Genomic DNA, 20,463 nt, shown 5'->3' with positions numbered 1-20,463 from the left:
TCGCCTCGCGGCGCAGCGATATCTTGCAACATCGCTTGTGTGATACTGGCGTCCCCTAGGGGACTCGAACCCCTGTTACCGCCGTGAAAGGGCGGTGTCCTAGGCCACTAGACGAAGGGGACGCAAACCCTTCTAACAACTGACCAGTGCTGAGTACCGGTCGATTCAAGGTCGGCGTGGCCAAACCTTGAACTGTAAATTTGGTGGAGCTAGACGGGATCGAACCGTCGACCTCTTGCATGCCATGCAAGCGCTCTCCCAGCTGAGCTATAGCCCCTCGTCGGTGAGGACGGGGCGAATCTTAAGGGGCGTTCTCAAGGCTGTCAATTTTTTTTCAGCTTTTTGACAAAAAATTTGCCGGGATAACAATCACTTACCGCCCTGCCCAGAAAAACCGGGCTTTTGCGCCCTTCCCGGCCCGAATCGGCTCCGACAAAAGAGCCGATGCAGGCCGGAAAGAACCCAGGCCAAGGCGACCGATCGACCCACCACTCAAGACTCAAGCGTAGCCGAAAAGATCGCCACTCCCACCGGTCGTCACCTCAAGCAGAAGCTCAGGCGATGGCGCCCAGCAGCTTCTCCCATTCCTTGTTTTCTTTCTTCGACACACCGCCCAGCAGGTCGATGGCCTGGCGCAAACGGTAACGAGTCAGGTCCGGACCGAGGATTTCCATGGCATCGAGCACCGACACCGAACTGGCCTGACCCGTGATGGCGGCGAACATCAGTGGCATCGCATCGCGCAGCTTCAACTCCAGGGACTCCACCACAGCCTGAATGGTCGCGGTGATCGTGTCCTTCTCCCACTGGCGCAGGCTTTCGAGCTTCCACAGGATCAGTTGCATCAGTTGACGCACCTGGTCACCGGACAGTTTCTTGGATTCGAACAGCTTGGCATCCGGCGCGACCCCACCGGCAAAAAAGAAGCCACCCAACGGCGCGATCTGGCTGAAGGTTTCTACCCGCCCCTGCACATGGGGAGCGATCTTCATCATGTAGTCGCTGTTGAACGCCCACTTCTGCACCCGCGCGGCGAACTCCTGCACCGGCAAGTCACGCAGCCACTGGCCGTTGAGCCAGGACAATTTCTCGATATCGAAGATCGGGCCGCCCAGGGACACCCGCGACAAGTCGAAGTTATCGACCATTTCCTGCAGCGAGAACTTCTCGCGCTCGTCCGGCATCGACCAGCCCATGCGCCCCAGGTAGTTGAGCATCGCCTCGGGCATGAAGCCCATGCGCTCGTAGAACGTCACCGAAGTCGGGTTCTTGCGCTTGGACAGTTTGCTCTTGTCCGGGTTGCGCAGCAGTGGCATGTAGCACAACTGCGGCTGCTCCCAACCAAAATACTCGTACAGCAGGATCAGCTTCGGTGCCGACGGCAGCCATTCCTCACCACGCAGCACGTGGGTGATGCCCATCAGGTGGTCATCCACCACGTTGGCCAGGAAGTAGGTCGGCAAGCCATCGGTCTTCATCAGCACCTGCATGTCCATGCGATCCCACGGGATCTCGACATCGCCACGCAGCATGTCGGGCACCACGCAGACGCCTTCGGTGGGCACCTTCATGCGGATCACATGGGGTTCGCCGGCAGCCAGACGCCGGGCCACTTCTTCCTTGGACAGCAACAAGGCACGGCCGTCATAGCGCGGGGTCTCGCCGCGCGCCATTTGCTCGGCGCGCATCTGGTCCAGCTCCTCAGCGGTGCAGAAGCACGGGAAGGCGTGACCCAGGTCCACCAGTTGCTGGGCGTACTTCTGATAGATCTCACCGCGCTCGCTCTGGCGATACGGGCCGTGAGGGCCGCCAACATCCGGGCCTTCGCTCCAGTTGATACCCAGCCAGCGCAAGGCATCGAAGATCTGCTGCTCAGACTCGCGGGTCGAGCGCAACTGGTCGGTGTCTTCGATACGCAGGATGAACTCACCGCCATGCTGCTTGGCGAAGCAGTAGTTGAACAAAGCGATATAAGCAGTACCTACGTGGGGATCCCCGGTAGGCGATGGCGCGATGCGCGTACGGACGGTGGTCATGGCATGTCTCGAAAAGAATAGAAAAAGCGAGGAACAAACAGGGGGCGAATGGTAACAGGCGACACCAGCCGGGCTCCAGTAAGGAGGGCATTTAAGCCAAGGTTGCGACTACAGGCCACTGCGACCGCCAGAAACCGCCAATAATCTGCAAGCGGCATTTACCACCTGCCGGCTATATGCCAGATTCATTCTTAGAAAAATTTACTTACATTTGATTGCGTCCCGCCCATGCCTGCTCAACTCAAGCGTCGCCTGTTCATCTTCCTGTTCGTGATCCTGCTGGTAGCCCTGGGTTTCCTCGGTCATTGGTGGTTCCACGGACGTTTTTACGAAGTGACCGACAATGCTTATGTCCAAGGCGAAATAACCCGGGTCTCCAGCCAGCTCAGTGCACGCATCGATGAAGTGCTGGTGCAAGACAACCAGCATGTGGAACAGGGTCAACTGCTGGCACGCCTGGAGCGCGCCGACTTCCAACTGGCCGTTGATCGTGCCCTGGCCGCCCTGGCTACCCGCGAGGCCGAACGCCTGCAGGCCCAGAGCAAGCTGACCCAACAAGGCAGCCTTATCGCCGCCAGCGAGGCCCAGGTTGCATCGAGCCAGGCCACCCTGGGCCGTTCGCAAATCGACCTGTCCCGGGCCCAGACCCTGCGCAAGCCTGGCTACGTATCTGAAGAGCGGGTCACCACGCTCTCCGCCGACAACCATATTGCCCGCTCCCAGGTCGCCAGGGCCCAGGCCGACCTGCAGGGCCAACGCCAGCAAGTCAGCGCCCTGAGCGCCGATATCAAGCGCCTGGACGCCCTGATCGCCAACGCCCGGGCTGACCTGGCCCAAGCGCAGTTGAACCTGAGCCGCAGCGAGATCCATGCCCCCATCAGCGGCATCATCGGCCAGCGCGCCGCCCGCAATGGCCAGGTGGTTCAGGCCGGCGCCTACCTGCTGTCGATCGTTCCGGACCAGGACATCTGGGTCCAGGCCAACTTCAAGGAAACCCAGATCGGCCACATGCGCCCGGGACAGCCAGCCGAGCTGACCTTCGATGCCTATGGCGACACCCCGATCCAAGCCCGGGTCGAGAGTTTGTTCGCCGCTTCGGGCGCGCAGTTCAGCCTGCTGCCACCGGACAACGCCACCGGCAACTTCACCAAGGTGGTACAACGCATCCCGGTGAAATTGACCTTCGCCAGCGACAACCCGCTGCAAGGCAAGATCCGCCCGGGCATGTCCGTGACCGTCAAAGTGAACATCAAAGACCCAGCCGATGGCCGGTGACGCGTTACTGCGCCCGGTCGGAGAGCCCAGCCGGCGCGACTGGATCGCGGTCATGAGCGCCATGCTCGGTGCCTTCATGGCGGTCCTGGACATCCAGATCACCAACTCTTCGCTCAAGGACATCCAGGGCGCCCTCTCCGCGACCCTGGAGGAAGGCTCATGGATCTCCACCTCCTACCTGGTGGCGGAAATCATCATGATTCCTCTCACCGCCTGGCTGGTGCAGTTGCTCTCGGCACGCCGGCTGGCCGTCTGGGTGTCGGTGGGATTCCTTATCGCCTCCCTGCTCTGCTCCATGGCCTGGAGCCTGGAAAGCATGATCGTGTTCCGCGCCCTGCAGGGCTTCACCGGCGGCGCACTGATTCCCCTGGCATTCACCCTGACCCTGATCAAGCTCCCCGAGCACCACCGGGCCAAGGGCATGGCCATGTTCGCCATGACCGCCACCTTCGCCCCCTCCATTGGCCCGACCCTCGGTGGCTGGCTGACAGAGAACTGGGGCTGGGAATACATCTTCTATATCAACGTCCCCCCAGGGCTGCTGATGATTGCCGGCCTGCTGTACGGCCTGGAGAAGAAACCTGCCCATTGGGAGCTGCTCAAGAGCACCGACTACACCGGCATTCTCACCCTGGGGCTGGGACTGGGATGCCTGCAGGTGTTCCTCGAGGAAGGCCATCGCAAGGACTGGCTGGAATCGAGCCTGATCGTCACCCTGGGCAGCATCGCCTTGATCAGCCTGAGCGCGTTCGTCATTGTCCAACTGTCCAAGCCCAATCCACTGATCAACCTGGGAATTCTGGGCAATCGCAACTTCGGCCTGTCGAGCATCTCCAGCCTGGGCATGGGGGTCGGCCTTTACGGCTCGATCTACCTGCTGCCGCTGTACCTGGCGCAGATCCAGAACTACAACGCCCTGCAGATCGGCGAGGTGATCATGTGGATGGGCGTTCCGCAGCTGTTCCTGATCCCGCTGGTTCCCAAGCTGATGCGCTATGTCTCGCCCAAATGGCTGTGCGCCCTGGGTTTTGGCCTGTTCGGCCTGGCAAGCTTCTCATCAGGCGTACTCAACCCGGATTTCGCTGGCCCGCAGTTCAACCAGATCCAGATCATCCGCGCCCTGGGCCAGCCATTGATCATGGTGACCATCTCGCTGATCGCCACGGTCTACATACAGCCACAGGATGCTGGCTCGGCCTCCAGCCTGTTCAACATACTGCGCAACCTGGGCGGTGCGATCGGCATCGCCTTGCTGGCAACCCTGCTGGATGCCAGGACCAAGACTTACTTCGACTATCTGCGCGAAGCCGTTGTGCCAGGCAACCCACAAGTCGCGGAACGCCTGGCCAACCTCACGGAGAAGCTCGGCAACGATACCGCGGCCCTGGGCAAGCTGAGCGAAATCACCCATCAACAAGCGCTGATCATGGCTTACAACGATGCATTCCATTTTGTCGGCATCGCCCTGGGCATCAGCATGCTGGCCATCCTCCTGACCAAGGCCCTGCCCCAGGGAGCCAAGGCCGGTGAAGCTCACTGAATACAGCCTGCAACAAGCGCAGCAGGCTGGACGCGGCCATCAGACGTTGAGCAACCGCTCGCGCAACTTGCTGATTTCGTCGCGTGTTTGCGCCGCCGCCTCGAACTCGAGGTCGCGGGCCAGTTGATACATTTTCTCTTCGAGCTGGCGGATGCGCTTGGTGATCTCGCTCGGTGAGCGCAGTTCGTTTTCGTAGCGCGCGTTCTCCTCGGCAGCCTTGGCCATGCCCTTGCGCTTCTTGCTGCGCGAGCCCGGCACACTGGCGCCTTCCATGATGTCGGCGATGTCCTTGACCACGCCCTTTGGCGTAATGCCGTTAGCCAGGTTGAAAGCCAGCTGCTTGTCACGACGACGCTCGGTCTCACCGATAGCACGCTGCATGGAGCCGGTGATGTTGTCGGCGTAGAGGATCGCCTTGCCGTTGAGGTTGCGCGCGGCACGACCGATGGTCTGGATCAGCGAACGCTCGGAACGCAGGAAGCCTTCCTTGTCGGCATCGAGAATCGCCACCAGGGACACTTCCGGCATGTCCAGGCCTTCGCGCAGCAGGTTGATCCCCACCAGCACGTCGAAGGTCCCCAGGCGCAAGTCGCGAATGATCTCCACACGCTCCACGGTATCGATATCCGAGTGCAGGTAGCGCACGCGGACGCCGTGATCGGCCAGGTAATCGGTAAGGTCCTCGGCCATGCGCTTGGTCAAGGTGGTCACCAGGACACGCTCCTGAAGGGCTACGCGCTTGGTGATTTCCGACAGCAAGTCATCCACCTGGGTCAGCGCCGGACGCACTTCCACCTGGGGGTCGACCAGACCCGTGGGACGCACCACCTGCTCCACCACCCGGCCGGCATGTTCCGCCTCATAGTTGCCAGGAGTGGCCGAGACGAAGATGGTCTGCGGGCTGATGCCCTCCCACTCGTCGAAACGCATCGGTCGGTTATCCAGGGCCGACGGCAAGCGGAAGCCATACTCCACCAGGGTTTCCTTGCGCGAACGGTCACCTTTATACATGGCGCCGACCTGGGGCACGCTCACATGGGATTCATCGATCACCAGCAAGGCATCGGCTGGCAGGTAGTCATACAGGGTTGGCGGCGGCGCACCGGCGGGACGCCCGGACAGATAGCGCGAGTAGTTCTCGATACCGTTGCAATAACCCAGCTCCAGGATCATCTCCAGGTCAAAACGGGTGCGCTGCTCCAGGCGCTGGGCTTCCACCAGCTTGTTGTTGGAGCGCAGGTACTCCAGGCGCTCCTGCAGCTCTTCCTTGATCCCGTCGATGGCCTCCAGCAGGGTTTCCCGCGGGGTCACGTAGTGGCTCTTGGGATAGAAGGTGAAGCGCGGCAGCTTGCGGATGACCTCGCCGGTCAGCGGGTCGAAGGCACTGATGCTTTCCACTTCGTCATCGAACAGCTCGATGCGGATCGCCTCCAGATCGGATTCCGCCGGGTAGATATCGATCACATCGCCACGCACCCGGAAAGTGGCCCGGGCGAAATCCATGTCGTTGCGGGTGTATTGCAGGTCCGCCAGGCGTCGCAACAAGGCCCGCTGGTCAAGCTTGTCGCCGCGATCGACGTGCAAGACCATCTTCAGGTAGGTCTCAGGGCTGCCCAGGCCATAGATGCAGGACACCGTGGTGACGATGATCGCGTCCTTGCGCTCCAGCAACGCCTTGGTCGCCGACAGGCGCATCTGCTCGATATGGTCGTTGATCGAGGCGTCCTTCTCGATAAAGGTATCGGAGGACGGCACATAGGCTTCGGGCTGGTAGTAGTCGTAGTAGGAAACGAAGTACTCCACTGCGTTGTTCGGGAAAAACGCCTTGAACTCGCCGTACAACTGCGCCGCCAGGGTCTTGTTCGGGGCCAGTACCAGGGTCGGGCGCTGCACTTGCTGGATGACGTTGGCGATGCTGAAGGTCTTGCCTGAACCGGTCACACCGAGCAGGGTCTGGTGCGCCAGGCCGGCCTCGATGCCTTCGACCATCAGGCGGATGGCCTCCGGCTGGTCGCCGGCAGGCTGGAAACGGGTAACGAGCTGGAACTCAGACATAACCTACCTCTGGAATCATCCTGCGCGGCGCGACCGGACAACAATGGGAAAGACCACGTACGACCCAGGTCGTCGAGGAAAGAAAACGGGAATATTCAGAATGTGGAGCCAAATCCCACAGCTTTCAAGGTAAAGGCCCTACACCCGCTAACACGCCGAATGTTGCAATAAGACTAACGGTCAGAAAATAACCCGAAAAACTTGTCGCAAAAGGCTAATAGCCTGTCGCCCGCCGCGATGATGGCCTCTATACTAGCTCCCCGTTTGTGCACCGCTCTAGTGCATTCGGCTGGAGCGCGACACGTCCCTCCACACTCCATTCAGAGCCGCCGTAAAATGAGCCTGTTCTCCGCTGTCGAAATGGCACCACGCGATCCAATCCTGGGCCTCAACGAAGCATTCAACGCCGACACCCGTACCGACAAGGTCAACCTTGGGGTGGGCGTGTACTGCAATGAGGAGGGACGCATTCCACTCCTGCGCGCCGTTGTCGAAGCCGAGACGATCCGCGCAGCCCAGCATGCTTCCCGTGGCTACCTGCCGATCGACGGTATCGCCGCCTACGACCAGGCGGTACAGAAGCTGCTGTTCGGTGCCGACTCGCCCCTCCTGGCGGCCGGCCGCGTGGTCACCACCCAGGCCGTCGGCGGCACTGGCGCCCTGAAGATCGGTGCCGACTTCCTCAAGCAACTGCTGCCCAACGCCGTAGTTGCCATCAGCGATCCGAGCTGGGAGAACCATCGCGCGCTGTTCGAGACCGCCGGCTTCCCGGTACGCAACTACCGCTACTACGATGCCGCCACCCATGACGTGAACCGCGCCGGCCTGCTGGAGGATCTCAACGCCCTGCCAGAGCAGTCGATCGTGATCCTGCACGCCTGCTGCCACAACCCGACCGGCGTCGACCTGAGCCCTGCGGACTGGAAGAACGTCCTGGAAGTGGTCAAGGCCAAGAACCTGGTGCCGTTCCTGGACATGGCCTACCAGGGCTTCGGCGATGGCATCGACGAAGATGCCGCCGCTGTCCGCCTGTTCGCCGACTCGGGCCTGACCTTCTTCGTTTCCAGCTCTTTCTCCAAGTCGTTCTCACTGTACGGCGAGCGTGTCGGCGCGCTGTCCATCATCAGCAGCTCGAAGGAAGAAAGCGCCCGCGTGCTGTCCCAGGTCAAGCGCGTGATCCGCACCAACTACTCCAACCCGCCGACCCATGGCGCCACCATCGTCGCCGCGGTGCTCAACAACCCGGAACTGCGTGCCCAGTGGGAGCAGGAACTGGCGGAAATGCGCCTGCGGATTCGCGGCATGCGCACCCAGATGGTCGACCTGCTGGCCAAGGGCGCCCCACATCGCGACTTCAGCTTCGTTGGCCGCCAGCGCGGCATGTTCTCCTACTCTGGCCTGACCGCCGAACAAGTGGGTCGCCTGCGCAGCGAGTTCGGTATCTACGCCCTGGATACCGGCCGCATCTGCGTCGCAGCGCTGAACCAAAGCAACATCGATGTCGTGACCAAGGCCATCCTCCAGGTGATCTGATCATCCTGGACAAGCAAAAAAGGGGAAGCCATCGTGCTTCCCCTTTTTCATGGGCGCATGCGAACTATGTGTTCGGAAAAACGCCGCACGCTCTAGACTCTAGCCATACCCGCCTAGCGAGAATCCCAATGAAAGATGATGACCTGCGAGCCGAGCGCGACGAACCGGAACGCTATCCGTCCCATTCACAAAAACGGCAGAAGAACCTGGTCCTGCAGATAGCCCTGGGGGTGTTCCTCGGTGGCCTGGCGCTATGGCTGGTGCAACTGGCAGCCACATCGCTGATGACCAAACTGATGCTGGGCAGCCTCACCTTCGGCGGCTGAGGCACATAAGGCGCGCCGCGTAAAAAATTATTCTTTTCACCCGCCGCCCTTGACTTCCCTATTTGAATCAGTAAGATACGGCGCATTCCGCGATAGCTCAGTTGGTAGAGCAAGTGACTGTTAATCACTGGGTCCCTGGTTCGAGTCCAGGTCGTGGAGCCAGATAGAGTTCCAGAGAGAGCTTTCAAAATCTCTGACCCCAAAAACCGCCTTATGGCGGTTTTTTGCGTTTGGGCGTTCTATCAGATCCCAGTGGATACCAGGCGACTCGCGACTGGCTTTGTACGCTCTTTGACGTCACTCTCTCGCGTTACTCCACCCTCTACTTCAGGCACTGACCTCCGGACGCTGAACGGCATCGGTTACGCGGCCTGATCAACGAACTGTTTACACAAAGTCGAAGCCTCGCTGGCAGTCGCATCCCATGCCCATGATGCAGGAAGACGGCTAGCAAATCGGGCAATTCAAAGTGCGTGGCCTGAACAACCTGGATCACATGTCTACAAACAAACGACGGTCAAACGCCCCGGTACCTCGAAACGGCTCTGGCATTACCATTCGTCAGAACATGAGCCTTCGTGGAAACTACTAGCGCGTATCCCACAGTTCGAAAACTGAATGGGTACCAACCGCGGGCTACATGACAACTCAAGAAGCCCACCAAGACACCAGTCATTACCTGATACATCGCTACAACTAGATTCAATCGCATCAGTTCAGGCATGGGATGCACCTAATTAGTCCGAGAAAAAACTAAGTCTCATGTTCGGACTTAGTTAACCATTAGACACTCAGACGAAGGCTATCCAAACAGAGATCGCTAAACGTTGGCAACGACACAATCTATGGACTTGATAAAGAAAAATTTTGCCTGGCTTTATTAAATCACAACCTAATCCAGCACACTGAATCGGCATATCATTACTATTTACCAACTATATAATTACTCACTCCCCCCGGGAGACCCAGATAATTGAACCACTAAACGAAGGTCAGAAACTACCAATTGCTGCCTTCATGAGCCAGCGCTTAACTCATAACAGTCATGCTACAGGTATCGCGATACTGATCCAGTGTTTATGTGAGATTGAATAGCACTAGCGTAACAGACGAGGCTTCAAGCTTGGTGAAGCTCATGCCCTTAGCTCAATCCGCTGTAGTCGTAGGTGCCGTACACGGCGGTCGTTCACATGTGAGCCTGCCAGCAATAATATCCGACCAATAAATATCCAACAAACCGCTCGAATATTGTGGAGAGCCTAAATTTATTCTTACAACCACCTTGGAATGACCACCATCAACACCCCTCCACCAAGAACACATCGAAATAAACACAATCTACTTATCTCTCAACGCTATAAAAACTATAAAAACCCAATTAAATCAACCAACAAAGAAAACCACACTGGATATTGACACCCCAAGTATTAACCCTTAAAAAGTCTAACAAACAACAAACAAATGACGATATAGATAGCAAGCTATCTATATCGTCATTTTGTTAATTTTCATGGAAGACATTTTTATGAAAGTTGCTCTAGTCACGGGAGGAACCAGAGGCATTGGTTTCTCTATCGTTAATTTGCTCGCACTCGAAGAATACTTAGTGGTCATCACCTGTGGCACTAAGTCTCATTCTGAATCTAAACTTCCTGAGGGTGTAGAATACATCCAATGTGACATCTCCAACTCAAACTCCGTCTCTTCAATGATTAACAAAATTATTGAAAGACACCACAGCATCGATATACTCATCAATAATGCTGGTGTCTCTCACATTAAATCCGACGGACGCTTTTTGATTGAGGACATCCAAGATGATATTTGGCACCAAGTAATCAACACCAATTTATCCGGAGCTTTTTATACCTGCAAGCAAGTGATTCCTCACATGAAGAAGAATCACTATGGTCGAATTATAAATATATCTTCGGCTTCAGCAAGATTTGGGGGAGTACTCGCCTCCGTTGACTACATCGCGTCGAAATCAGGACTTATTGGTTTAACTAAAGGACTTGCTTACGAGTTAAGGAGCTGTGGCATTACTGTTAATGCTATTGCGCCTGGCCGTATAGACACCGATATGATCTGCAATGCCAACCTGAGCGCCGACTGGGCGAAGAACCATGTCCCCTTGGGTAGACTAGGCAAGGGCGAAGATATTGCAGGAGTTGTCTTATTTTTAATCTCCAAACACGCTGATTATGTGCATGGGGCCACACTTGATTGCAATGGAGGTTGGGTAATAACTTGATCCTACTTACCTTCTAGGGAGTAAATATCTATGTCCAATAGAGTCGTTGTCGTTAGTGGTGGTACTAGAGGAATCGGCCTAGCCATCTCAGAGAGGCACGCAAGAGCTGGTGACACAGTATTTGCATTGTGTTTAAACCCTGACAAAACCAGAAAAACTCACGCAAACATCCACATAATAAAATGTGATGTTCGTGACTTAAATTCAGTAAAACACTGTATCGACCAGATACTTACAGAAGTTGAAAACATAAACACTCTCGTTAACTGTGCAGGCATCCAGCAACCACCATCTGATGGTCTAGAACATATTGATCATGACGATTGGCGAAACGTCCTCGCTACCAATTTAGATGGCGTCTTTCATTTATGTAAAGCAGTAATACCTGACATGAAGAGAAGGCGTGAAGGAGTGATCATCAACGTGGCTTCCGTAGCCGCCACCGATGGATACCCCGGAGCCTGCGCCTACGCAACCTCCAAGAGTGCGCTGATCGGCCTGACGAAATCCCTGGCAAAGGAGTTGGCGACGTACAACGTCCGAGTCAACGCGATCATGCCCAGCCTGACCCTGACAGATGCCGCGCTGGAGCTGTCTGCCGAGACCTTAGAGCGATTTGTAAATTTGGTTCCTCTAGGACGAATTGCGCTGCCTGAAGATATTGCCGGTGCAGAATTTTTTCTATCCAGCTCAGACGCTAACTACATCACAGGTGAATTGTTCAGAGTCGCCGGTGGGCGATAAATAGCCAAGGAGGATCGACCCATGCTGAACATTGGTATTGTTGGTCGCAACCACGGAATGAAACATCTAAAAAACATTCAACGCTATCATTCCAACAAAGCCCTGGTCAAAGGCCTCACTTACAAAGATCACTCCAAAGTCTCGAGCCTTGAAAGTAAAGTTCAAACCTATGACAGCTATAAAAAAATGATTGATGAGGAAAATTTAGACGCATTAGTCTTGGCCGGCCCTCATAATTTAACTCGAGAAATAATTGAATTCAGCGCAGAAAGAATTAAATTTTTCTTGATTGAAAAACCGGTAGCCCATGACTCTTCAGAAATCGTCCAGATTAAAAAACACTTCAGACGCACAATTGTACTGCACTGATAGGGCATCACCGAAGATTCTCTCCAAAACTGCAAGAGCTCAAAAGAGCCATTGATTGTGGCGCTATAGGAAACGTCATTTCTTTTGAATCAGTGTGGTGCATCAAGAAAAATGACGAGTATTTCAACAATGATGAAACCAACTGGAGAATTCACGCAAGCCAAGGGGGAGGACCTTTAGCAATCAATGGAATTCATGAAATAGACACTGTCAGGTTTCTATTTGGTGAAATCAATCTCACCAAGGCCATCTTGGGCCAAAGCAGTAGGCACTTGGCTATCGAAGAAAATATCACTGCTATTTTCAAACTAGAAAACGAGATTATCGGAACTCTACTAATAGGGGATAACATTCCATCACCATTTAGTTATGAAAAAACGATGAATGAAAACCGTTCATTTCCGTCAAGCAATGTGGACTTCCTTAAAGTCTTTGGCGACAAAGGCGTTATCACATTTCCAAGCTTAACTTTATATCCCTACGATGGTTCCGGAGATTGGTTTTCCGTGTTCTCGGCGAATGTTATCAATTCAAAAATTGCATGCGAGGATCCGCTCAAACTAGAAATGGACCATTTTATAAGAATCATCGAGGGTAAAGACACACCTTTGGTCAACATAGACGATGCGCTGAGTAACATGGTCGTTGTAGACAAAATAAAACAGGAGATTAAAAGTGAAAGCCTTAATCTATGATGGAGAACGTGTCAACTGTCAGGATGTTCAGCAGCATGATGCCAAACTTTACCCTCACCCTATAAAAATCAAGATCCAGTTAGCCGGAATCTGTTCGACTGACCTAAAAATCATCGATGGAAAGTATTACAATAAAACTTTATTAAAACCCAATGGCATACTTGGTCATGAAGGGTGCGGCCGTGTTGCCCAAAGCTCTTCTGGTAGCCTCTTCAAGGCGGGAGATCACGTGGTATTTGAGACCGTTTTCCCCTGCCAAAAATGCGCTGTATGTGTAAAAGGCCTGACTAATTACTGTAGCAACTGGCTGCACATCGGTATCAATACCAACGGTACGTTTTCTGAATACCTAACCATCGACGAGTCAATGGTTCATAAAATATCGAAAGACATCCCTCCCCAAATCAGTGTGCTCGCAGAGCCACTCTCCATTGCCCTGAACTCCACTGCCAGTATTTTTGAGGAGCCTCGAAATAAGGCATTGAAGGTCGCGGTCGTCGGGCCTGGGATACTGGGTCTTCTACATACGCTCTTATTGGCGGAAAGAGATCACTCGGTCGATATTTTTGGCATAAGTAGCGACGATCATCGCCTTGAAAAAGCACTCAGCCTCGGAGCAAAAAATGCATTTAGGTCTGATGCCATTCCAACAACAATGCAACAGTACGACCTCGTCATTGACTCGAGTAATACCAGTTCCGGCGCTGCGTTCGCACTGGGCCGGTGTAAACCCGGCGGACACCTTAGAGTTCTGAACCTTTCAACAGAAAAAAATATCAGCTCTTCTGACATTGTCAAAAGTGGGTGCTGTATATCAACGAGCAAAGGCATACAGAACCGCCACATGGTGGCGGCCTGTAACTACATAGAAACCAACAGCCACAAGCTAAGTGGACTGACAACTCATTTCTTTAGTCCGCATGAATATCAACAAGCGTTCAATTTCGCTCGGAGCCAAAAAGGGATCAAATCAGCCTTTAACTTCAACTGAGAACAATGTGGCGGACATCGCATGCTTAGCTATCGGCATATTGAAAGAAACATCCGTTATCAGATATTCAAACTGTGCCATGAATCGAGAGGAGGGCATATTGCTTCTTCGCTATCGATGGTGGAAATTTTGTGGTCCGTTTTTTCAACTCACTATAAAGCACCGCGTGATAGGTTTTTGCTGAGTTCTTGCCAAGGAGCACTGGCCCTATATTGCGTGCAAGATGCGCTGAGAAACCAAAAAGTTGAACTCTCTGATTTTTTAAAAGAGGGATCAAATTTGACCATGTTCCCTAATGACAAGCTATCATTTTCAGATATGACCTCGGGCTCCCTCGGCCATGGAATCTCCATGGCTGTAGGAATGGGCCTGCATAAAAAATTCAATAATATTGCAGAAAGCACTCTGTATGTGGTTATCGGTGATGGCGAACTTGACGAGGGTAGCAACTGGGAAGGAATCATGGCCGCTGCGCACTTCTCGATCAACAACCTGATCATCATCATCAATTACAATAAGGTTCAAATTGATGGCCCTACAGCGACTGTAATGAATATAGAGCCCTTGGTCGACAAGCTAATCTCCTTTGGCTGTAGCGTACTCAGTGTAGACGGACATAGCACCGAAGAAATTACCAATGCTATTAGCACCATTAAGCGAAATAAAACTGCAGGCCCTTCTGTGCTGATTGCCCATACCGTAAAAGGTCACGGCATAAGCTTTTGCGCCCGAGATCTCAGTTGGCACTATCGAGTTCCTACAGCACTGGAATTAGACTTTGTAAAAAACGAATTGGACGTTTAATGAATCACGCCAGGAGCCGCGCAGATGAAGAAAGATCTAAGGGATATCATCAACAACTATATCATTTTACACGCTGAAAGCTCTGACATTTACGTTATTGCTGTTGACTCCGCTATATCTTCAAACCTGTATATATTCAGGAGTCAATTGGGCCATCGTTTTATCGATGTGGGAGTGGCCGAACAAAACGCTTTCGACATCGCCGCTGGACTTGCTCGGGAAGGAGCCACGGTGTTCGTGTTTGGGATATCGACCTTTCTGCTGTACCGAGGATACGAACAACTACGTTCAATAATTTGTGAGAACAAACTCAAAGTTATATTTATCGGCCTCTGGTGTGGCCTCTATTACTCTGACCAGGGATACACGCACTTACAAATAGATGACATCAATGTCACTCGCTCGCTGCCGAACCTCAACATATACTCACCCTACAGCGATCTCAGCACCAAACGCTGCCTCGACGATGCGTTTGAGCACCAAGGACCTTCATATTTTAGAATTGAGAACCCACTTCCCGAAAGTGACTATCTTGACCTACATATAACCTCAGACTCATCCGCACTCAACGGCTCAGTGACCTTAGCAATACTCGCGACAGGCCAGTCGGTAAAACGAAGTCTACTTGCTTCTGAATACTTGAAGTCAAATTTAAACCTTAATATCTCTGTGCATCCATTGTGTGATCTGGATGTTAAGCGCTTACAGTCCAGCACCCAAAAATACGTACGCCATTACCAAAACCTGCTGATCGTCGAAGAACACCTGGCGTTCTGCGGAACCGGAGCCTCCATAGGATTTTCATGGTCCGTGAAGCAAGCCGGTAGCAGAATACATTGCTTGGGAGTCGGAGATTTAATCGTCCGCAACCAAACCTATGACCGAGCTTTAGAGTTCCACAAACTTAACGCCCATGGAATCATCAATAAATGCATTAATATATTGGAGAGTTAATCAATGAAAATTTATATAAATGAGGGCAGCTTCGGATTTGGTATATCACCATTGGAAAAGATAAATTTGATCTCTGACTCTTCATTTTCCGGAATTGGATTATGGTTCGAAAAACTTGATCTCTGGCTCGGTCAAAAAAACACCGACCTGCAGGACATAAGCTCTGCATTAAAGACTAAAAAAGTCGACGTAATTGAGATTAATTTTTTAAAACTACTTTTCACTCATAGTTATGAACACCCAGAACTACAGCATGAAATTTCACGAGGGATTCATTATGCAAAGTTATTCAACGCCCCCTTTCTTACAGCGGCGACATTTGGAGAAAACCTTCAACCGACGCTGTATAGAGAAAATATCAGAAAGCTCTCAAAAAAATTAGAGTTAGAAAATATTTCTCTAGCGATTGAGTTCCTTCCCTGGACAGAAATTCCTTCAATCACAGATTTACAAGAGCAGCTTGCCACCATCGACCGAGACAATGTAGGCATTTTGTTAGATACCTATCATTTTTTTATGGGAGACCCAGATTTAAAAGCATTGCAAAAGATCCCACCGGAAAAAATTTTTCTCATTCATATCAACGACTTGATTAATGACTCTGAGCTCTTTTCGACGCTTTCACTGATCGAGATAACCCGTGGATACCGGGTAGCACCCGGCCTGGGTGACTTTCCTCTCATTCAGTTTTTTAAGACCCTGCGTGAAATGGGTGTCAAGGCACCGGTTAGTCTTGAGGTATTGAACAAAAACTCAACGTCAAAGCACCATATTGATTCGGTGCTCAACTCCTACACTTCAACGCTACAGCAACTAGGAGCATAAGCTATGCGAGAGGTATTGACCGCCGTTGTGACAGGTGCAGGAGGCACAATCGGCACATGTATATCCATGCGACTGGCAAGTATTGGTTACAACTTAGTAATTATCGACAATCACAAAAGTAATTTAGCCACCCTCCAGTCAAAGATCCACAGCCAACACCCTGAAACTCACGTTCTCGCACTGGAGGCTAGTGTTTCTTCTTCCCGAGAAGTGATAAATGCGGCACAGATAGTCCAGGATAAATTCAGGGACATCGACATACTGATTAATAACGCGGGTATCTCTCCAAAACTAACCGATGGTAAGAGAATACCGACCCTGGATATCGATGATCAGGAGTGGGACTTTGTAATGAAAACCAATCTAAAAAGCATTTTCCTGATGTGTAAATATTTCTTCAGTGCATTGAAACCCAAGAAAGGAAAAATTATCAATATTGCATCCATGATGGGTGTTACCGGCTCTGGGGTCGACGCTCATCAAATATTCCCCTATAGTGTTTCCGCCGCACACTACAGCGCATCAAAAGCTGGAGTAATCAACTTCACAAAATCTTTGGCGCGCGAACTCAGCGAATTTGAAATCCCCGTCTATGCTATTGCTCCCGGCGCGGTATCCGGTGGAATGGGTAAGTTCGATGATGGCTTTATCAAATATTTGAAATAACAAATACCCAGTCACCAACTTGGCTCACCAGAGGAAATTGTGAACACACTAGTTTTTCTACTAACCTCCGGCATGAGCTTAACAGGACAAACCCTACACGTTAATCATGGTTGGCATATGGGAGGCTAGTCATGTCAGCAAGAACGATCTACTTGGGAGAACACATAATAATATCTCACTGCCGAGACTGTGAAATTCCTGGCTACATGATCATTTCGCTTCAGCGGCCAACATCTAAACTTACAGAACTCAGCTTTTCTGAGAAAGTCGAATTATTCAACGGACTGGCTTTTGCGGAACAAGCACTAAACACTCTGTTTTCCCCTGAAAAAATATACATAATGCGTATTTCCGAGCTCAATCCTGAGCTGCACTTTCATATTTTCCCTCGGTATGCTTCCGCAACCACATTATATTTAGCGGAGCACAATGAACGTATTATTGATGGCCCGTTATTTTTCAGCTGGGCACGAAAAAGATTCTGTAGCTCCCAAGCAGACGTGCCTCAAGAGGTGCAGGATGCTCAATCAAGGCTCAAGGAAACCCTCAAGGCCTATTTTTCGCAGCCCTTGTAAACAACAGGCACTGTAGTGCCGTAAAATATGTCGCGACATTAAGTACGCAGACTATTCCAGAGTGCCTTAGTGAAGGACATTGTCTCAGCAGCGGACAGAGTTATCTGTCCATCCTGGCTGCATAAACAGGCATTCATCGGCTTTAGGTCTGCGTCGCTACGCGAAAAAAACTGCCAGCACTCGCTCAATCATTGAGCCTGCAATTTACGTATAAATACAACTCCCGAACTATTTTCGTCACTAACGGCTTTAAAAATACGTTTACATCACAGGGAATAAGATTCTAGCAGTCAGCATAAACTCATTGTGATACAGGTATTTATTGCTCTCTTTTAATCCCATCTGCGGCGCCATCTTCCAGACTGTTTGCTAAACACCATAAAGGGCGCCCTGCTCTTTTTAGCAAACCAGCTCAAGCTATCTCCTTATCTGTTGTCCAATCCGTGCACCAAGCTGGGTGTGCGGATACGGGCTCTTGCCCAAAACCCACGCCTGCGTTCGACGGGTTGCTTTGCCGCAAAAGCCTGGCGTAGGCTGTGCGCCTCTTTTTCCGGTCAGTAAGACGATGATGTTCCTGTCAGCACAGTCACCGTGCAGCTCTCCCTCGATATCCTCTTCGGCCAAAGTGGTCGTTGCCCAGCATGACTGCGCGATCAATCGTCGACGCCGCAGCGTGCTGTTCGCCTTCACGTTCTCCCCTCCCCAGCACAGCCGCTGATCGCGACTGGCTGCGACTCCAAGCTGCAAACCGGCTCGCGCGCGCTAGCGCAGGGTCAGGACAACCAGCGTCCCGGCCGCCAGCCGACCCTGAATCTGCCGGCCGGTAGCCACCGCCAGCGATCGAGCTAACCACCCAGCAATTGCCTGCACGCCGGCCCGCGCCATGACGCAGCCGGTCTCTCTTATTTTTGGCGCCTGAATCTTCAGGTGCAGGTCCTGAGCCATGAACAAAGCTTTGTTAGCCGCCCTGATCCTGGGCATCTCCATCGTTGGCCTGAGCATTGGCTCCACGGTGCCGATCCTCGCCCTGCGCCTTTACCAGGCCGGTGCGTCCAACAACCAGATAGGCCTCATGTCAGCCCTGCCGGCAGCCGGCATGATGCTGTCGGCGTTCCTGGTCAATACGCTGTGCCAACGCTTCACCCGTCGCCAGATCTATCTGCTGTGCTTCAGCCTCTGCGCCCTGAGCGTCGCGGCCCTGGATGTGCCTGGTACCGGCCTCTATAGCCTGGGCCTGGCCCGCATCAGCATGGGCCTGGGCGCCGGGCTGATCATCATTCTCGGCGAAACCTGGGTCAATGAAATGGCCGAAGATGCCACCCGCGGGCGACTGGTCGCGGTCTATACCACCTGCTTCACCTTCTTTCAGCTGCTGGGCCCGGGCCTGGTCTCCCTGCTGGGCACCGAGGGACCGGCCGTGCTGGCCATCGTCAGCGTCGGCTACGCCGTAGCGATTGCCGTGGTCTGGCTGATCCTGCCCCAAGAGGATGCGCCGAGCCCCCATGCCGAGAGCCGGACATTCTCCGTGCTGGGTTTCATTCGGATTGCCCCGGCGCTATGCGTGGGCATCCTGTTCTTCGCCTTCTTCGACAGCATGGTGCTGTCGCTGTTTCCGGTCTACGCCGCCGGCCACGGCTACAGCATCAAGCTTGCAGCACTGATGGTGACCATCATTCTATTGGGCGACACGGCATTCCAGTTTCCCCTGGGCTGGCTCTCGGACAAGCTCGGACGTCCGGGCATCTACCTGGGCTGCGGCATCATCTCGCTGCTGATCGGTCTTGGCCTGCCGATGCTGATGCAAACCCCAGGCCTGCTATGGCCGAGCCTGGTGATACTGGGTGCGGTGGCCGGCGGCATCTATACCCTGGCGATCGTACTGATCGGGGAATCCTTCAGCGGCCCGGACCTGGTCACCGCCAACGCCAGTGCCGGCCTGCTCTGGGGCATTGGCAGCCTGCTGGGACCACTGCTCAGTGGCGCAGCCATGAGCAGTGGTAGCTATGGCCTGCCACTGACCCTGTCGGCCGCCGCCGCCATCGTGGTGGTATTCGCCCTGTCCCTGGTGCGCCAGGGACAGTTCAAAGCCGCACAGTAACGCGCCGAAGCGCAAGACGCGGCCGCCGATCATTCACAGGCCGCGTCTTTGTCATTACCATCGCGCCCTTCAACCCGCCTTCATGGACACCTTGCGATGGACCGACCCCTGCGCCTCTTGCCCCTGTGCGGCATGCTCTTGCTATTGCCGCTACCCGCCCTGGCCAACCCAGCGATAGATTGCGCCGCCCTGGGCGAAAGCGCCTCCCAGGAAGCTGGCGACTACCGCCCTCCCCTGGAGGCCAAGGTTACCGGCACGGGCCGCCTGCACTTTCACAGCGCTCCGAACCCCGCCTGCGTGGACAAGAAGCTCTTCGTGATCCCTGGCGATGGCCTGACGGTGTACGCCTCCACTGACAACGGCTGGGCCCAGGTCATGTACATCGCCAAGGGTGGTGAAGACTACACCGGCTGGGTCGAGGAGCAGCGCCTGCAATTCGCCGGTCACTATGGGCGCGCTCAACTGCCAGCCGAGGTCACGACCTTTGTGCAGCGCCATGAAGAATGCTTGCACTTCGCCGCAGAGGAGCCCTACGACGCCGAGCGCCGCGCGGAGCTGGAAAAAGCCACCAAGACCTGCATCGGCCTGGATCGCCAACTCGCCAGCTTGCGCGAGCAGTACAAAGACGACGCCGAGGTCATCCAGGCACTGGCCCCGCTGGAAAACCTGGAATAACCAGGCCCTGATGCAAAACCGGCGCCCCAAGGCGCCGGTTGCTTACGA

Annotated in this window: 19 protein-coding genes, 3 tRNA genes and 1 pseudogene; 18 read left to right on the top strand and 5 right to left on the bottom strand. The window is 53.7% G+C overall.

Annotated elements, in window-relative coordinates:
* Nucleotides 1-46: 46 nt before the first annotated feature.
* From I9018_RS10280 to gltX, 3 genes are all read right to left on the bottom strand, one after another.
* Nucleotides 47-122 (bottom strand) — tRNA-Glu (locus tag I9018_RS10280).
* 79 nt (nt 123-201) lie between these two features.
* Nucleotides 202-277, bottom strand: a tRNA-Ala gene (locus tag I9018_RS10275).
* 277 nt (nt 278-554) lie between these two features.
* Nucleotides 555-2,036 carry a glutamate--tRNA ligase gene (gene gltX, locus I9018_RS10270; protein ID WP_068576798.1) on the bottom strand — a complete coding sequence of 494 codons (1,482 nt, stop codon included), beginning with the start codon at nt 2,034-2,036 and terminating at the stop codon, nt 555-557.
* Between the two features lie 228 nt (nt 2,037-2,264).
* On the opposite strand from gltX, the gene I9018_RS10265 reads away from it, so the two are divergent.
* Together I9018_RS10265 and I9018_RS10260 are read left to right on the top strand one after the other, a co-directional pair.
* On the top strand, nt 2,265-3,311 hold the full coding sequence (locus I9018_RS10265; protein ID WP_124346285.1) for an HlyD family secretion protein: 1,047 nt from the start codon (nt 2,265-2,267) through the stop codon (nt 3,309-3,311).
* Nucleotides 3,301-4,851 carry an MDR family MFS transporter gene (locus I9018_RS10260; protein ID WP_124346284.1) on the top strand — a complete coding sequence of 517 codons (1,551 nt, stop codon included), beginning with the start codon at nt 3,301-3,303 and terminating at the stop codon, nt 4,849-4,851. The genes I9018_RS10265 and I9018_RS10260 overlap by 11 nt, the downstream gene beginning before the upstream one ends.
* Before the next feature lie 39 nt (nt 4,852-4,890).
* On the opposite strand, the gene uvrB is transcribed toward I9018_RS10260, so the two are convergent.
* Nucleotides 4,891-6,906: an excinuclease ABC subunit UvrB gene (uvrB, locus tag I9018_RS10255; protein WP_241109360.1), complete on the bottom strand. Its 2,016-nt coding sequence runs from the start codon at nt 6,904-6,906 to the stop codon at nt 4,891-4,893.
* 336 nt (nt 6,907-7,242) lie between these two features.
* Between uvrB and I9018_RS10250 the strand changes: the two genes are divergently transcribed.
* From I9018_RS10250 to I9018_RS10185, 14 genes and pseudogenes are all read left to right on the top strand, one after another.
* Nucleotides 7,243-8,439 carry an amino acid aminotransferase gene (locus I9018_RS10250; protein WP_241109359.1) on the top strand — a complete coding sequence of 399 codons (1,197 nt, stop codon included), beginning with the start codon at nt 7,243-7,245 and terminating at the stop codon, nt 8,437-8,439.
* A gap of 128 nt (nt 8,440-8,567) precedes the next feature.
* Nucleotides 8,568-8,765 carry a hypothetical protein gene (locus I9018_RS10245; protein WP_068576808.1) on the top strand — a complete coding sequence of 66 codons (198 nt, stop codon included), beginning with the start codon at nt 8,568-8,570 and terminating at the stop codon, nt 8,763-8,765.
* Nucleotides 8,766-8,851: 86 nt separating this feature from the next.
* Nucleotides 8,852-8,927 (top strand) — tRNA-Asn (locus I9018_RS10240).
* 179 nt (nt 8,928-9,106) lie between these two features.
* A pseudogene (locus tag I9018_RS10235) lies at nt 9,107-9,506 on the top strand (hypothetical protein); the annotation flags it as partial.
* Nucleotides 9,507-10,290: 784 nt separating this feature from the next.
* Complete coding sequence (locus I9018_RS10230; RefSeq protein ID WP_241109358.1) at nt 10,291-11,019, top strand: SDR family NAD(P)-dependent oxidoreductase; 729 nt, start codon at nt 10,291-10,293, stop codon at nt 11,017-11,019.
* A gap of 30 nt (nt 11,020-11,049) precedes the next feature.
* Entirely contained in the window at nt 11,050-11,763 is a 714-nt protein-coding gene (gene fabG, locus I9018_RS10225) for a 3-oxoacyl-ACP reductase FabG (RefSeq protein WP_241109357.1), read from the top strand.
* 21 nt (nt 11,764-11,784) lie between these two features.
* On the top strand, nt 11,785-12,132 hold the full coding sequence (locus I9018_RS10220; protein ID WP_241109356.1) for a Gfo/Idh/MocA family oxidoreductase: 348 nt from the start codon (nt 11,785-11,787) through the stop codon (nt 12,130-12,132).
* Entirely contained in the window at nt 12,129-12,827 is a 699-nt protein-coding gene (locus I9018_RS10215; RefSeq protein WP_346780106.1) for a Gfo/Idh/MocA family oxidoreductase, read from the top strand. The genes I9018_RS10220 and I9018_RS10215 overlap by 4 nt, the downstream gene beginning before the upstream one ends.
* Entirely contained in the window at nt 12,808-13,818 is a 1,011-nt protein-coding gene (locus I9018_RS10210; RefSeq protein ID WP_241109354.1) for an alcohol dehydrogenase catalytic domain-containing protein, read from the top strand. Before I9018_RS10215 ends, I9018_RS10210 begins: the two co-directional genes overlap by 20 nt.
* Before the next feature lie 21 nt (nt 13,819-13,839).
* A complete protein-coding gene (locus I9018_RS10205; protein WP_241109353.1) occupies nt 13,840-14,622 on the top strand; it encodes a 1-deoxy-D-xylulose-5-phosphate synthase N-terminal domain-containing protein in 783 nt (260 codons plus the stop codon).
* Between the two features lie 24 nt (nt 14,623-14,646).
* Nucleotides 14,647-15,576, top strand: a complete 930-nt coding sequence (locus I9018_RS10200; protein WP_241109352.1) for a hypothetical protein — start codon at nt 14,647-14,649, stop codon at nt 15,574-15,576.
* A gap of 3 nt (nt 15,577-15,579) precedes the next feature.
* Nucleotides 15,580-16,401: a sugar phosphate isomerase/epimerase gene (locus I9018_RS10195; RefSeq protein ID WP_241109351.1), complete on the top strand. Its 822-nt coding sequence runs from the start codon at nt 15,580-15,582 to the stop codon at nt 16,399-16,401.
* Between the two features lie 3 nt (nt 16,402-16,404).
* Nucleotides 16,405-17,067 (top strand): SDR family NAD(P)-dependent oxidoreductase, encoded by a 663-nt coding sequence (locus I9018_RS10190; RefSeq protein WP_241109350.1) that lies wholly within the window; start codon nt 16,405-16,407, stop codon nt 17,065-17,067.
* A 131-nt stretch (nt 17,068-17,198) separates the two neighbouring features.
* Nucleotides 17,199-17,642 (top strand): hypothetical protein, encoded by a 444-nt coding sequence (locus I9018_RS10185; protein WP_241109349.1) that lies wholly within the window; start codon nt 17,199-17,201, stop codon nt 17,640-17,642.
* A gap of 762 nt (nt 17,643-18,404) precedes the next feature.
* Here the strand turns inward: I9018_RS10185 and I9018_RS10180 are convergent.
* On the bottom strand, nt 18,405-18,587 hold the full coding sequence (locus I9018_RS10180; RefSeq protein WP_124346283.1) for a hypothetical protein: 183 nt from the start codon (nt 18,585-18,587) through the stop codon (nt 18,405-18,407).
* On the opposite strand from I9018_RS10180, the gene I9018_RS10175 reads away from it, so the two are divergent.
* Both I9018_RS10175 and I9018_RS10170 read left to right on the top strand, forming a co-directional pair.
* On the top strand, nt 18,586-19,740 hold the full coding sequence (locus tag I9018_RS10175; protein WP_241109348.1) for an MFS transporter: 1,155 nt from the start codon (nt 18,586-18,588) through the stop codon (nt 19,738-19,740). The genes I9018_RS10180 and I9018_RS10175 overlap by 2 nt on opposite strands.
* A gap of 96 nt (nt 19,741-19,836) precedes the next feature.
* Nucleotides 19,837-20,415, top strand: a complete 579-nt coding sequence (locus tag I9018_RS10170) for an SH3 domain-containing protein (RefSeq protein WP_241109347.1) — start codon at nt 19,837-19,839, stop codon at nt 20,413-20,415.
* The last annotated feature ends 48 nt before the right edge of the window (nt 20,416-20,463 follow it).

The sequence above is a fragment of the Pseudomonas sp. MPFS genome (assembly GCF_022537035.1).
Taxonomy (GTDB): domain Bacteria; phylum Pseudomonadota; class Gammaproteobacteria; order Pseudomonadales; family Pseudomonadaceae; genus Aquipseudomonas; species Aquipseudomonas sessilinigenes.
This window is presented reverse-complemented; position numbering and strand designations above follow the sequence as displayed.

Coding starts and splice junctions, on each gene's coding strand:
- gltX (WP_068576798.1), bottom strand. CDS start 2,036: ATGACCACCGTCCGTACGCGCATCGCGCCATCGCCTACCGGGGATCCC.
- I9018_RS10265 (WP_124346285.1), top strand. CDS start 2,265: ATGCCTGCTCAACTCAAGCGTCGCCTGTTCATCTTCCTGTTCGTGATC.
- I9018_RS10260 (WP_124346284.1), top strand. CDS start 3,301: ATGGCCGGTGACGCGTTACTGCGCCCGGTCGGAGAGCCCAGCCGGCGC.
- uvrB (WP_241109360.1), bottom strand. CDS start 6,906: ATGTCTGAGTTCCAGCTCGTTACCCGTTTCCAGCCTGCCGGCGACCAG.
- I9018_RS10250 (WP_241109359.1), top strand. CDS start 7,243: ATGAGCCTGTTCTCCGCTGTCGAAATGGCACCACGCGATCCAATCCTG.
- I9018_RS10245 (WP_068576808.1), top strand. CDS start 8,568: ATGAAAGATGATGACCTGCGAGCCGAGCGCGACGAACCGGAACGCTAT.
- I9018_RS10230 (WP_241109358.1), top strand. CDS start 10,291: ATGAAAGTTGCTCTAGTCACGGGAGGAACCAGAGGCATTGGTTTCTCT.
- fabG (WP_241109357.1), top strand. CDS start 11,050: ATGTCCAATAGAGTCGTTGTCGTTAGTGGTGGTACTAGAGGAATCGGC.
- I9018_RS10220 (WP_241109356.1), top strand. CDS start 11,785: ATGCTGAACATTGGTATTGTTGGTCGCAACCACGGAATGAAACATCTA.
- I9018_RS10205 (WP_241109353.1), top strand. CDS start 13,840: ATGCTTAGCTATCGGCATATTGAAAGAAACATCCGTTATCAGATATTC.
- I9018_RS10200 (WP_241109352.1), top strand. CDS start 14,647: ATGAAGAAAGATCTAAGGGATATCATCAACAACTATATCATTTTACAC.
- I9018_RS10195 (WP_241109351.1), top strand. CDS start 15,580: ATGAAAATTTATATAAATGAGGGCAGCTTCGGATTTGGTATATCACCA.
- I9018_RS10190 (WP_241109350.1), top strand. CDS start 16,405: ATGCGAGAGGTATTGACCGCCGTTGTGACAGGTGCAGGAGGCACAATC.
- I9018_RS10185 (WP_241109349.1), top strand. CDS start 17,199: ATGTCAGCAAGAACGATCTACTTGGGAGAACACATAATAATATCTCAC.
- I9018_RS10175 (WP_241109348.1), top strand. CDS start 18,586: ATGAACAAAGCTTTGTTAGCCGCCCTGATCCTGGGCATCTCCATCGTT.
- I9018_RS10180 (WP_124346283.1), bottom strand. CDS start 18,587: ATGGCTCAGGACCTGCACCTGAAGATTCAGGCGCCAAAAATAAGAGAG.
- I9018_RS10170 (WP_241109347.1), top strand. CDS start 19,837: ATGGACCGACCCCTGCGCCTCTTGCCCCTGTGCGGCATGCTCTTGCTA.